Raw genomic sequence first — 12,747 nt, forward strand, 5'->3', positions numbered from 1 at the left:
ACATCTGACTCTGCGACCAATTGTAACTGGCCGCGGGCATAATGCGGCCAGATTGCAGTCCCACTACGTATTGTGCCTGTGGCCTCCTTTAACCAACAAGGAGAGCCAACATGACTCAACTATCTTTATACCCATTAGCGCAAGTTGTTGTTCGTATCGATACACTTCGTCGGCGTCGTACCAACGCGAACCGCTATCGAATTGCCAATGTTGCATTGAACCGTCATTTGCAGCGTGATCTTGCTATCACCGCCGACTTTCAAGATGGGTTGCCTGTGAGTACACATTTCGCGGCAAAACGCTATCTTGTGACATGGCGACGACGATGGCGGTGGCTGTAATGGGTCCCAGAAAGCGGCGTTTGAGAGCAAACGCCGCCCTATCTAATCATCCTCTCCGCGGCAGCCTATAAGGCTGCCGTTTCTGGTTTAAGGGCATGGGTTTGGATAGCGAGTAGCGATATCGTCAATCCCCGCGAGGACGTCTTCACTGAGGGTAATATCGAGGCTGTCGATATTGCTTTCTAGCTGTTTTAGGGTGGTTGCGCCAATAATATTGGAGGCAACGAAAGGGCGAGAGTTGACAAAGGCGAGCGCCATTTGCGCCGGATCTAAGCCGTGCGCTCGGGCTAACTCAACGTATTCCTGCGTCGCTTTTTGTCCCGCCTCAGTAAAATAGCGGGAAAAACGCTGATGTAAGGTACAACGCGCACCAGAGGGACGCGCGCCGCCCAAATACTTCCCGCTGAGTGCCCCGAAGGCAAGGGGGGAGTAGGCAAGTAGCTCGACGCCTTCGTGATGACTGATTTCAGACAGGCCGACTTCAAAGCTACGGTTAAGTAAATTATAGGGATTTTGGATCGATACAATCCGCGTCAGGCTGTGTTTCTCGGCTAAGTGCAAATAGCTCATCACGCCCCAAGGCGTTTCATTGGACACCCCGACGTAGCGAATTTTACCGGCTTTCACCAGATCATTTAACGCATCCAGGGTATCTAGCAAGGTGACGCCGGAGTGCTCGTCTTGATACGGATAGTTCAATTTGCCAAAACAGTTATTGTGACGCTGTGGCCAGTGCACCTGATACAAATCGATGTAATCAGTTTTTAAGCGCGATAAGCTGTCTTCAACCGCTTGATGAATATGACGACGATTGAGGGACATATCCTCACGGATGTAAGGAACATTGCGTGGGCCTGCGACCTTAGTCGCTAAAATCACACGATCACGTTTCCCCGACTTTTCTAACCAGCTACCGATATACGCCTCAGTGCGGCCTTGCGTGGCTTGGCTGGGCGGAACCGGATACATTTCGGCGGTATCGATAAAATTAACGCCGCGCTCGAAGGCAAAATCCAATTGCGCATGAGCATCGGCTTCGGTGTTTTGCTCACCGAAGGTCATGGTGCCCAAGCACACTTTACTGACATCTAAGGTGGAATGGGGCAGGCGGTGGTATTGCATCCTGTCTCCTTGTCTGCAATCGACCTATGGCATTCCATAGTAGAGAATTTTATTGCGAAGCAAAAGCATTGTGTGCCTTGCTTGACAGTTTCTCAGATCCTGCTCTTAACTGATAAAGATCATAATGAGGAGAGCATCATGAACTATGGACAACTTAAGGCATGGATGCGCGCCGACCCGCGCTCTTGCCCCCAGTGTTATGTGATGGCCCACGCCGGTGGTGCGAAATATTCCGTTGAAGTGGAGGTGAAACACCACCTCGAACCTTTGCGTGACGATGCTACTGGTGAAGTGATGCAGTTTGATAATGTGGGTCAAGTGGGAGACCGCTTAAAGGCGCTGGGGATTGAACAAGGTGTGTTGCGCTTGTTCGACCCCTACGACGAGTTTGCCACCGGTGATCAACCGCCCTGCAAAGAGGATATGCCGATACGCTTTTAAGCCGTTCGGTCAGCTGACGAAAAATCGGCTTAGAATATGATGGGTGAACTGGGTGCGCAGATAAAAGCCACGCGGTAGGGTTTTGATCGGTTCGCCCTTTGCCCCAAACGCATCGGTAAGTGCATGGCTGTTAGCGGCTTTAGGGCGCAGCTGTAAATACTGGCCGTGACGCGCGGTAATATCATTCACCCGTCCTAAGGCAATCAAATCCATCAGCTCTTCCCAATCGGCACGCAGCTGCGCGTCTTCTTCTCGACTGGGTGACCAGAGCAGGGGAGTGCCTATGCGTCGCTCTGCGAGTGGGATGGTGCGTTCTCCTTCAACGGGAACCCAAAGGACACGGGAGAGTTTGTGTCGAACATGGCTGTGCTCCCACTGTACACCACTAATACCTGTCAAAGGCGCAACACATACAAAGGTGGTTTCGAGTGGTTTGCCATGCGCGTTTACGGGGATCGTTTTTAGCTCAATCCCTAAATGAGCAAAGTCTTGCTCGGGTTTACTTCCTGCCGTCGCGCCCAAGCAGGTTTCTAGCAACATGCCTACCCAGCCTTTTTCTCGGCTCAGATCGGCCGGACAGACGATCCCATGCTCTTGGCTGACTTCCCCTAGCGTGAAACCGGCTAAATCAGCGGCACGCTGCATGAGTTCTGATTCGGACTGTGGTGACTGCATACGGATAGCTTTTCGGCAACGGATAATGTTTGGCACAAGATGACCGGCATTATCGTTAAGCGTCGAGCAAGGCGCAAGGATCCTCATGGTGAAGATCTATCTGGCGTTGCTTTAGTTATCCACAGAAAGATAAGTGTTGCGTATAAGATTCACGACCATGATCATATATACAGTACCCTTTTTGCCAGTGTTAAGTGTGTAATCCACGATATTGTTGGATTTTTGCGCTAACGATGTGGATAATTTACTAACTGATGGATCTTTGAGCGATCTGTGTGCAAAGGATGATCGAAAGATCGCCACAAGGATCTTTGTTGGTTTTTGTCTATTCAATGATTTGATTTATAACGATTATTTTGTTCTTTGTTTAATTGTGAATCAGATTTTATGATCTTGAGTTGATGACGTTTTAGACTTTTTCGTTGCTTCTTCACAAATCTATCCACAGAAAGCGTGAATAAATGTGCGCAAACTCTCATTGCTATGTTTATAACTTCCTGTTAGGCCCTAAGTTATCCTCAGATGACGACGAGTGCGCAAAAACACGGGTTAATCCACAATGTTTGTTTACCCTTAGCGGCTTTTTGTGAAAAAATCAGACTCAGTAGAGATTTATCATTGAGGTCGTCCAGTGATTGATGGCGATGGCTATCGTCCCAATGTGGGGATAGTAATATGTAACGGCCACGGTCAGGTTCTCTGGGCTCGTCGATATGGTCAGCATTCATGGCAGTTCCCGCAAGGCGGGATTGATGATGGGGAAAGTCCCGAACAAGCCATGTTCCGTGAGCTTTACGAAGAAGTGGGGCTGACCAAAAAAGATGTCCGCATCTTGGGTACTAGCCGTCATTGGCTACGGTATAAGCTCCCGAAACGTTTGGTACGTTGGGACTCCAAGCCAGTCTGTATTGGGCAAAAACAAAAATGGTTTTTGTTGAAGCTGGAATGCGATGAGTCGAAAGTGAATGTGTCCCGCGGGGGAACCCCGGAATTTGATGGCTGGCGTTGGGTCAGTTATTGGTATCCGGTACGTCAGGTTGTGTCTTTCAAACGCGAAGTATACCGCCGCGCAATGAAAGAGTTTGCGCCGTTAGCGATGCCTTTTAAGGAGCGTAAGCCTCGACGTCGGAACAAGCGAGGATAACGTTTAAGGAGGAAGCCGGTGCTGACACAGCTTAGAAATATTGTTCAGAGCGTAGCCGCATCGGCGGATCTTCATCAGGCGCTGCAAACCCTAGTGCAGCAAACCTGTGTTGCGATGCATACCGAGTGTTGCTCTGTGTACCTTGCCAATCCCGAGCAAGCCAGCTTTAATCTGATGGCCACCCAAGGCTTGGATCCTGCCGCGCAAGTTTCACTGTCTTTTGGTGAAGGCTTGGTAGGATTAGTTGGCGAGCGCGCAGAGCCGATTAATTTGGCCCATGCGCGCGAGCATCCCGCGTTTAAACCTTTCCCGGCTACAGGGGAAGATGCCTTCCAGTCTTTTCTAGGTACGCCCATTATTTATCGCAAAACGGTACTGGGCGTACTTGTGGTTCAGCAACACCAGCCGCGTCAATTTGACGAAAGTGAAGAGTCGTTTCTTGTCACCCTTGCCGCGCAACTGGCAGTGGTGTTTGCCCATGCCAATGCACAAGGTGGATGGCTGAATGCGTCACAGTCACCCGTGTTGTTGGAAGGGGTTCCTGCATCACCCGGGGTAGGGATTGCGAATGCATGGTGTGACGATTCTCAGCCACGGTTAGAGGACATTGCACCGGCTAGCTGTTTGCATGTTCAAAAAGAGCTCGATCGTTTAGATGCCGCATTAGATGATGCGTCAGTGGAGTTTCGTCGCCTTAGAAAACGCTTTGATAAGGAGCTACAAAAAGAGGCGCTGGCAATCTTTGATTTGTTTGTCCATTTGCTCAACGATCCTATGCTGCGCGAGGATATGACCCTACGTATCCAACAGGGCGACGAAGCCGCGTGGGCAGTCCGACAAACGGTGGAAACCTTTTCATCCCGTTTTGCGGCCATGGATGATCCCTATCTTAAGGCACGGGCTGCTGACGTGAAGGAGCTCGGTCAGCGTTTACTCTATTTTCTTTCTGAAGCCTCGAGCAATCATCAACCTATCGCGTCGCCTATCGTCTTGCTCGCCCGTGAACTGACGGCTGGCATGCTGGCTTCTATTCCACGCGCGCTGCTCGCGGGGGTCGTAGCCGAAGAGGGCGCGGCGAATTCCCATGCGGCCATATTGGCAAGGGCACTTGGCATTCCTGCGGTGATGGGAGTGAGCTTTTCCGCGCCAAGACTCCACAACAAATCGGTGATCTTGGATGGTCACAAAGGGCTGTTGATGATTGAGCCTGCCGCACCTTTGCTGAAGGAGTATCAGCAGCTGGTTCAAGCGGAAGTCAGTTTGCAATCGACTTTAGATACGGCGCTGGCCTCGCCCGGACAAAGCCAAGATGGCACCCGTATCCAGATCCATTTGAACGCTGGCTTGAGCGCCGACAGTAGCATCGCCATCAACCAAGGTGTCGATGGTGTGGGTTTGTTTCGGACCGAAGTGCCTTTTTTAATGCAGCGCCGTTTTCCTTCCGAGGACGAACAAGTCAAACAATACCGTGCGATTTTAGCCAGCTACCCAGATAAACCTGTGGTGATGCGCACCTTGGATATTGGCGGGGATAAGCCATTACCCTATTTGAGTGTCGATGAAGATAACCCGTTTCTTGGCTGGCGCGGCATTCGTTTTACCTTAGATCATCCCGATATTTTTCTGATCCAAGTGCGTGCGATGCTGCGTGCCAGTTTGGGTTTGGATAATTTGAAACTCTTGTTGCCGATGATCTCCGGTGTGAATGAACTGCTGGAAGCGAAAACGTTAATTGCTCGCGCGTTTGAGGAAGTACGCCAAGAGGCACAGTTGGCGGGAGAAGTTCTGGCGAAACCGCTGCTTGGCATTATGGTTGAAGTGCCCTCCGTGCTGTATCAGCTCGATGGGATCGCGCAAGAAGTCGATTTTCTTTCCGTTGGCACCAACGATTTAACGCAGTATTTATTGGCTGTGGATCGCAACAATGCCCGCGTCGCCAACATCTTTGATGCACTCCATCCTTCGGTACTTCATGCGCTTAGTTTGATTGCGACCACCAGTGATCGTCATCAATTGCCGGTGAGCGTATGTGGTGAACTCGCGGGCGATCCGGTGGGCGCAGCATTATTAGTAGGACTGGGATATCGCCAATTGAGTATGAATACGCGTAATGTGGCGAAGATTAAGTACTTACTCAGTCGTCTTTCCTTACCACGCTTACAAAAGCAAACCAAGCAGATGCTGAGTTTGAGTGAACCCGGACAGGTCCGTACTCAGATGGAAGGCTTTTTAGCCGAACAAGGCTTGGATGCGCTGGTCCAAATTGGACGGATGCGATGATCACCACCGCAACCTTGTTGTTAGCGTTTATTTGTATGCTGTTGGGAGCGTTAGTTGGCACGCTCTCCGGACTCCTTGGCATTGGCGGTGGCTTGGTAGTGGTGCCGGCGTTAAGCTTTTTGCTGCCATTATTTGGTCTGTCTGCTGATATCGTCATGCCGATGGCGCTGGCGACATCGTTGGCCACCATTGTCTTAACCTCCAGTGCCTCAGCGTGGCGACATTTTCGTATGGGCAATGTGGATATGCGTGCGGTTAGAGCCCTAGTTCCCGGGATGATGCTAGGCGGCGTATTAGGTGCTTCATTGGCGGATAAACTTCCCCCCGACTGGCTGCCACGTATCTTTGGCGTCATCGTGCTGACCATGGCGACGCAAATGTTGCTCAGCCGTCCCCAAGTCATCCTCCGCCCTTTACCGCCCCCGTGGCGAATATCTCTGGCGGGTACCTTGATCGGTACGCTATCAAGCTTGGCTGGCATTGGCGGCGGTTCCTTTACCGTCCCTTACTTGCATTGGCGTGGTGTCACGATGCACAAAGCGATTGGCAGCTCTGCGCTTGGCGGCGCCGTACTTGGATTGGCAGGGATGGTAAGTTTTGTTTGGTTGGGCTGGCGACAGACGGAACCCTTACCGGCACTCAGTGTCGGATATTTGTATTTGCCCGCCTTGCTGGGTGTGGTGTCGACTTCCGTGTTGATGACACGTGTTGGCGCCACGCTTGCAGTAAGGCTTCCAACGCGGCAAATAAAACGTATTTTTGCTGGCTTTCTTGTTATTGTCGGCGCAAGCATGTTGTTGAAGTAAAGGATGGAATCCATGACAGAAGGTTACATTACCTTTCCGTCGATAGACCCGATATTAGTCGAGCTTGGCCCGATTGCCATTCGCTGGTACGGACTGATGTATTTAGTTGGTTTTGTGTTTGCCCTATGGCTTGCCAATCACCGTGCTACGAAACCGAACAGTGGTTGGAGCAAAGAGGAAGTCAGTGATTTACTGTTCGCAGGTTTTCTTGGTGTCGTACTGGGCGGCCGCATCGGTTATGTATTGTTTTATCAATTTGATGCGTTTGTTGCCGACCCCTTATTCTTGTTTAAAGTGTGGACTGGCGGCATGTCCTTCCATGGCGGCTTACTTGGTGTCATCGTGGCCATGGCATGGTATGCGCGTAAAACCCAACGTCATTTTTTCACCGTGGCTGATTTCATTGCGCCGCTCGTTCCTTTCGGTTTAGGCGCGGGGCGATTAGGCAATTTTATTAACGGTGAACTTTGGGGACGTGTTACCGATGTGCCTTGGGCGATGATTTTCCCCACCGGCGGTCCTTGGCCGCGTCATCCCTCCCAGCTTTATGAGTTTGCACTCGAAGGGGTGGCCTTGTTTGTGATCCTCAATCTGTTTATTCGCCGTTCTCGTCCTATGGGGGCGGTATCGGGATTATTCTTAGTCGGGTATGGCACGTTCCGCTTTATCGTCGAATACTTCCGTGAGCCGGATGCGCATCTTGGCTTGTTTGGTGACTTGTTCAGCATGGGGCAGTTATTATCATTACCGATGGTCGTTGTAGGGGCGCTCATGATTGTCTGGGCGTACCGACGAGGCTCTGTTGCAGCTCGATGATCAACGTCGAGTAATCAGATATACTATTGACCACACCAAGGCACCGCGGGCGGTGCCTTTTGTTTGTCCAACGATAGGAAACACTATGAAGCAGTATCTAGCTTTGATGCAGGATATTCTTGACAATGGTACGGATAGAGGCGACCGCACGGGTGTAGGTACACGTTCAGTGTTTGGACGCCAATTACGGTTCGACCTTGCTGAAGGTTTTCCGCTGCTCACGACCAAAAAGCTTTATACCCGCGCCATTATCCACGAATTACTGTGGTTTCTTAACGGCGAGACTAATATCCAATACTTACAAGACAACAAAGTACGTATTTGGGATGAATGGGCGACAGAGCAAGGCGATCTAGGACCGGTTTATGGCGCCCAGTGGCGCTCATGGGCGTGTCCTGATGGTTCGACGGTTGACCAAATTGCGCAGCTGGTGGAGCAAATCAAAACCAAACCACATTCGCGCCGTCATATCATTACGGCGTGGAACCCCGCAGACTTACCCGACGAGTCTGTTAGCCCCTCTGAGAACGCGGAGCAGGGTAAGATGGCTCTTGCCCCTTGTCACTGTCTTTTTCAGTTCTACGTGGCCGATGGCAAGCTCTCATGCCAGCTTTATCAGCGCAGTGCCGATTACTTTTTAGGAGTACCGTTCAATATTGCCAGTTACGCGTTGCTAACGCATATGATTGCACAGCAATGTGATTTGGCAGTGGGCGATTTTGTCCATACATTTGGCGACGTGCACCTTTACCACAATCACCTGACCGATGAGATTGTGTATGAGCAGTTAAAGCGCGAGCCGCGAGGATTGCCAACACTGACGATTAAGCGCAAACCCGCCTCCATCTTCGACTACAAGATTGAAGATTTTGAGATTGAAGGTTACGACCCGCACCCCACCATTAAAGCGCCGATTGCCATTTAATGACGTAGGACGCATTCATCAGTACAAACGCAGCCAAGCCGCTGCGTTTTTTTATGCCTACAGCGTGGTCTCTGCGTGGCGGGGCGGTTGCGATTCATAACAAAAAAGCCACCGCGAGGAGCGATGGCTTTGATTCGATAAGCGTCTGGATGGGCGTTATTGCGACAACAGCACAATCCCGCCGGGTACTACCACGAATACCAGTGTGATGTAGGCCAGGACCGCCATTTTCGATTTCGCGGCCAAGTGACCCAGCCATTCTGCGCCTTTTAGCGGCAACTCACGCAATACCGGGATACCGAAAATGAGCGCCGTAGCGAGAATATTAAAGCAAAGGTGCACGAGCGCAATTTGCAGCGCGAACACCGCGAATTCACCGGTAACAGCAGTCGCTGCAAGCAAGGCAGTAATGCAGGTACCAATGTTTGCACCCAGGGTGAAGGGATAAACATCGCGAATTTTTAACACGCCGGTACCAACTAGCGGAACCATCAAGCTTGTAGTGGTGGATGAAGATTGTACCAGTACGGTAACCACTGAGCCTGAGAAGATGCCATGCAATGGACCACGACCAATCGCGTTTTTCAGCATATCTTTGGCACGACCGACCATTAGCTTCTTCATCACCTTACCCATCACAGTGATGGCACATACGATGGCAAAGATACCTAAACCGATCATCAACAAGCCACCTAGGTTGCCGGGTAGAACTGACTCTAAAGGAGACTGCACCATGTTCACAGCAGGTTTGGTCAGCGGCTTAACGAAATTCAGGCCTTTGATGCTCATGTCACCGGTTTGTGACAGTGGCGAAACCAACCATTGTGACAACTTGTTCAGCAAGCCGAACATCATTTCGAGCGGCAAGAAGATAGCCACGGCGAATAAGTTGAAGAAATCATGCACCGTGGCGCAACTGAATGCACGACGGAACTCTTCTTTGCAACGCGCATGGCCCAAGCTCACCAAGGTATTGGTGACTGTGGTGCCCACGTTTGCGCCCATTACCATTGGAATCGCTGTTTCAACCGGTAAGCCGCCTGCAACCAGACCAACGATAATAGAAGTAACCGTACTTGACGATTGGATCAGCGCCGTGGCGGCAATCCCTATCATCAAGCCAGCTACGGGGTGAGAAGCAAATTCGAATAAGGTCTTGGCCTCATCGCCCACGGCTAATTTAAAGCCGCTCCCTACCATGGCAACCGCCACCAGTAGTACATAAAGCATGACGGCGAGCTTGGTCCAACGGAACCAGTTCGAGGAGCTTTGGGTTGCCTCTACCGCTGTAGCATGGGGAGTCATAAGTTATCTCCGTGACAATTCGATGTCGGTTTTGTGTCAAAGCAAAATCAGCGGCGATAGTAAGAAGGGAATATTTCAGAAATATGACACAAATACTGCAGTGTTCATAAAATCCGATCTGGGTCGATGGGTTGGTAGGGTTGGATGGGGTTATGTGTATGATTATAATTAAAATTTAGGCCGTGTCACCCAAGTAGAAAAAACCGATATAAAAAATGTAACAACAACAAAGCGATTGCCACTATGCTAAATGGTGGACGGTAAAATTCGTTGACAAATGTTTAGACTGCGAATAAATCAATAGTAAGTGAGATTTTACATCGGTTTTTCCGATGTTTACTATCAGAACAAACGATTTTTAGAAAACGGGTCTGGCTGTCTAGACTACGGAAATCCACTTTTTTTGTATGGAGTGCTTAAATGACTGATGTCATTCGTCAGTTTCTAAAAATGGAATCTGCAGGAGGTATTGTGCTGATTATTGCGGCTGTGCTAGCGATGTTCGTGGCGAACTCGGGTTTACAGCCTTTATATGACAGCACGCTTCATACCTATGTTGCAGGTCTGTCCGTGGGTCACTGGATCAACGACGGCCTGATGGTGATTTTTTTCCTGCTGATTGGTTTAGAAGTTAAACGGGAATTAATCGAAGGGGCGTTAAACACCAAAGATAAAGCCACTTTCCCTGCCGTTGCGGCGGTGGGCGGTATGTTGGCACCCGCGCTGGTTTATTTAGCGTTTAACTGGGGTGACCCGCTTGCTGTGTCCGGTTGGGCGATTCCAGCAGCCACGGATATTGCCTTTGCCTTAGGTGTATTAGCGCTGTTAGGTAACCGTGTTCCCTTAGCTCTCAAAGTGTTCTTATTAGCACTGGCGATAATCGATGACTTAGGCGTTATCGTGATTATTGCCCTGTTTTATAGCAGCGACCTTTCCATCATGGCGCTCGCCAGTGCCTTTGTCGCAACTTTGGTACTGGTTGGGATGAATATGCGCAATGTCACCAATATTGCGGCCTATATTGTGGTTGGTTTGGTGCTTTGGTTCAGTGTCTTACAGTCAGGCGTGCATGCGACACTCGCGGGTGTGGTATTAGGTTTTGCGATTCCGTTGAAAGGCAAAACAGAGGATGCACCGTCACCACTGAAAAAGCTCGAACATGCACTGCATCCTTATGTATCGTATCTGATTCTGCCGATATTTGCGTTTGCTAATGCCGGCGTCTCGCTCGATGGCGTCTCGCTAGCAAGCTTGACCGAAATGCTACCTCTCGGTATTGCGTTAGGTCTGCTGATTGGTAAACCTCTCGGTATCTTTACCTTCAGTTGGGCAGCCGTAAAACTTGGTATTGCGAAAATGCCGGCAAGAGTGACATTTCCGCAAATCTTTGGGGTGTCCTTGCTGTGTGGTATTGGTTTTACCATGTCGATTTTCATCTCGTCACTGGCCTTCGTCGGTGTGAATGGTGAGTTCGTCACATTCTCTCGACTCGGGATCTTGATAGGATCAACCTTGTCGGCAGTGATTGGCTACTTGGTTCTGCATTTTATGTTGCCGCCAGCCAGCGCCTTTGAAGAAGGAGACGAAGATGAAGAAAATGGAGTTAGCGTTGATTACTAGTCTGTTGGGTGTCTCGGGAACGGCGCTTGCGGCGAATTACGAGACATATTGTCAAGGCAATAACGACAACAGCCAAGTATGCGAGGCCTACCTTGCAGGCGTCGAGGACGGCAAAGCGGCGGTGTCCGCTGATGTAGAGTCTACGCGCGACGCGGAAAGCTCAAGTTTCTCAGAGCGAGCGTTAGAGCATCGCGCCGGTGAGCGCGTGAGAAAGCCACTGGATAAAGACGATATGAAAAACTAACCCATTCATTTCGCTTGAAGGCGCCAAGTTGGCAGCGTAAGCTGCTGGCTTGGCGTTTTTTTATGGCAAGTCATGGCGCATCTTAATTACAACCACCTTTACTATTTTTGGATGGTTTGCAAGCAAGGCTCGATTACCAAAGGTGCCGATAAGCTTTGCTTAACCCCTCAAACGGTCACTGGACAAATCCGAGCACTCGAGCAACGACTTAATGGGAAGCTGACTAAGCGAAACGGCCGGCATGTTGAGCCCACAGAGTTGGGGCAGCTGGTGTTTCAATATGCGGATCGTATGTTTGGTTTGAGCTACGAAATGCTCGATATCGTTAATTACAGTCAGCAAGAGAATATCCTATTTGACGTTGGTGTCGCCGATGCATTATCCAAGCGGTTAGTCAGTCAGGTTTTACTCCACGCAGTACCTGACGATAACGCGATTCATTTGCGCTGTTTTGAGTCGACACATGAAATGTTGTTAGAGCAACTTTCCCAGCACAAATTGGATATGATTTTGTCGGACTGTCCGGTTGATTCGACGCAGCAAGCGGGGTTATTCAGCGTCAAACTGGGCGAGTGCAGTATGAGCTTGTTTGCCTCTCACCCAGATATATTGGCTGATATACCGCTCGCCACACTGCTTGCGAGCCAGAAATTGTTGATCCCAAGCCGCGCGACAGCGATGGGTCGCAAACTGATGCAGTGGTTTGATCAACAAGGTATTGTTCCCAATATTTTGGGGGAGTTTGATGACTCCGCGTTAATGAAAGCGTTTGGGATCAACCATCAGGCATTGTTTATCGCTCCCAGCAGCTATGCCAATGAAATCAGTGGTGTCGGTAATGTTGCACCGATTGCAAACCTGGAGACGGTCAAGGAAGAGTACTATGTGATTTTTGCTGAGCGAATGATTCAGCACCCCGCCGTCAAACGGATTTGCGAAGCTGATTACAGCCACTTATTCGTTTAGTTACAGGCTTGTGGTGAGATCGTGCTAGACTCGAGCAAGGTGGTAATAATTGAAGTGGTAGT

13 protein-coding genes are annotated in these 12,747 nt (G+C 50.1%); 10 read left to right on the forward strand and 3 right to left on the reverse strand.

Translation table 11 applies throughout. The features are described from left to right. Positions 1 to 110 precede the first annotated feature (110 nt). On the forward strand, positions 111 to 341 hold the full coding sequence (locus tag BZG84_RS01850; protein WP_077479858.1) for a hypothetical protein: 231 nt from the start codon (positions 111 to 113) through the stop codon (positions 339 to 341). Positions 342 to 428: 87 nt separating this feature from the next. On the opposite strand, the gene BZG84_RS01855 is transcribed toward BZG84_RS01850, so the two are convergent. Next, the gene (locus tag BZG84_RS01855; RefSeq protein WP_077479859.1) at positions 429 to 1,463 is read right to left on the reverse strand and encodes an NADP(H)-dependent aldo-keto reductase; all 1,035 of its coding nucleotides are present in this window, start codon (positions 1,461 to 1,463) and stop codon (positions 429 to 431) included. A gap of 138 nt (positions 1,464 to 1,601) precedes the next feature. Between BZG84_RS01855 and BZG84_RS01860 the strand changes: the two genes are divergently transcribed. Further along, a complete protein-coding gene (locus BZG84_RS01860) occupies positions 1,602 to 1,904 on the forward strand; it encodes a DUF6482 family protein (protein ID WP_077456307.1) in 303 nt (100 codons plus the stop codon). A gap of 9 nt (positions 1,905 to 1,913) precedes the next feature. Here the strand turns inward: BZG84_RS01860 and mutH are convergent, their stop codons facing one another. After that, on the reverse strand, positions 1,914 to 2,579 hold the full coding sequence (gene mutH, locus BZG84_RS01865) for a DNA mismatch repair endonuclease MutH (protein WP_077479860.1): 666 nt from the start codon (positions 2,577 to 2,579) through the stop codon (positions 1,914 to 1,916). Positions 2,580 to 3,210: 631 nt separating this feature from the next. On the opposite strand from mutH, the gene rppH reads away from it, so the two are divergent. From rppH to BZG84_RS01890, 5 genes are all read left to right on the forward strand, one after another. Further along, entirely contained in the window at positions 3,211 to 3,723 is a 513-nt protein-coding gene (gene rppH, locus BZG84_RS01870) for an RNA pyrophosphohydrolase (protein ID WP_069586557.1), read from the forward strand. Positions 3,724 to 3,741: 18 nt separating this feature from the next. Further along, positions 3,742 to 6,003 carry a phosphoenolpyruvate--protein phosphotransferase gene (ptsP, locus tag BZG84_RS01875; RefSeq protein ID WP_077480583.1) on the forward strand — a complete coding sequence of 754 codons (2,262 nt, stop codon included), beginning with the start codon at positions 3,742 to 3,744 and terminating at the stop codon, positions 6,001 to 6,003. Beyond that, on the forward strand, positions 6,003 to 6,809 hold the full coding sequence (locus tag BZG84_RS01880; protein ID WP_108743586.1) for a sulfite exporter TauE/SafE family protein: 807 nt from the start codon (positions 6,003 to 6,005) through the stop codon (positions 6,807 to 6,809). The genes ptsP and BZG84_RS01880 overlap by 1 nt, the downstream gene beginning before the upstream one ends. A gap of 12 nt (positions 6,810 to 6,821) precedes the next feature. Continuing rightward, positions 6,822 to 7,625 carry a prolipoprotein diacylglyceryl transferase gene (lgt, locus tag BZG84_RS01885; RefSeq protein WP_077480579.1) on the forward strand — a complete coding sequence of 268 codons (804 nt, stop codon included), beginning with the start codon at positions 6,822 to 6,824 and terminating at the stop codon, positions 7,623 to 7,625. A gap of 85 nt (positions 7,626 to 7,710) precedes the next feature. Beyond that, complete coding sequence (locus BZG84_RS01890; RefSeq protein ID WP_077480577.1) at positions 7,711 to 8,550, forward strand: thymidylate synthase; 840 nt, start codon at positions 7,711 to 7,713, stop codon at positions 8,548 to 8,550. A 156-nt stretch (positions 8,551 to 8,706) separates the two neighbouring features. Here BZG84_RS01890 and BZG84_RS01895 read toward each other — a convergent pair whose 3' ends face one another. Next, positions 8,707 to 9,855, reverse strand: a complete 1,149-nt coding sequence (locus BZG84_RS01895; protein ID WP_077480575.1) for a Na/Pi symporter — start codon at positions 9,853 to 9,855, stop codon at positions 8,707 to 8,709. Positions 9,856 to 10,275: 420 nt separating this feature from the next. On the opposite strand from BZG84_RS01895, the gene nhaA reads away from it, so the two are divergent. From nhaA to nhaR, 3 genes are all read left to right on the forward strand, one after another. Next, positions 10,276 to 11,475 (forward strand): Na+/H+ antiporter NhaA, encoded by a 1,200-nt coding sequence (gene nhaA, locus BZG84_RS01900; RefSeq protein WP_077480573.1) that lies wholly within the window; start codon positions 10,276 to 10,278, stop codon positions 11,473 to 11,475. Beyond that, entirely contained in the window at positions 11,444 to 11,719 is a 276-nt protein-coding gene (locus BZG84_RS01905) for a hypothetical protein (RefSeq protein ID WP_077480571.1), read from the forward strand. The genes nhaA and BZG84_RS01905 overlap by 32 nt, the downstream gene beginning before the upstream one ends. Before the next feature lie 72 nt (positions 11,720 to 11,791). Beyond that, positions 11,792 to 12,685 carry a transcriptional activator NhaR gene (gene nhaR / locus BZG84_RS01910; protein WP_077480569.1) on the forward strand — a complete coding sequence of 298 codons (894 nt, stop codon included), beginning with the start codon at positions 11,792 to 11,794 and terminating at the stop codon, positions 12,683 to 12,685. The last annotated feature ends 62 nt before the right edge of the window (positions 12,686 to 12,747 follow it).

Origin of the sequence: Salinivibrio sp. PR932, from assembly GCF_001996125.1 — a bacterium.
Lineage (GTDB): Bacteria > Pseudomonadota > Gammaproteobacteria > Enterobacterales > Vibrionaceae > Salinivibrio > Salinivibrio proteolyticus.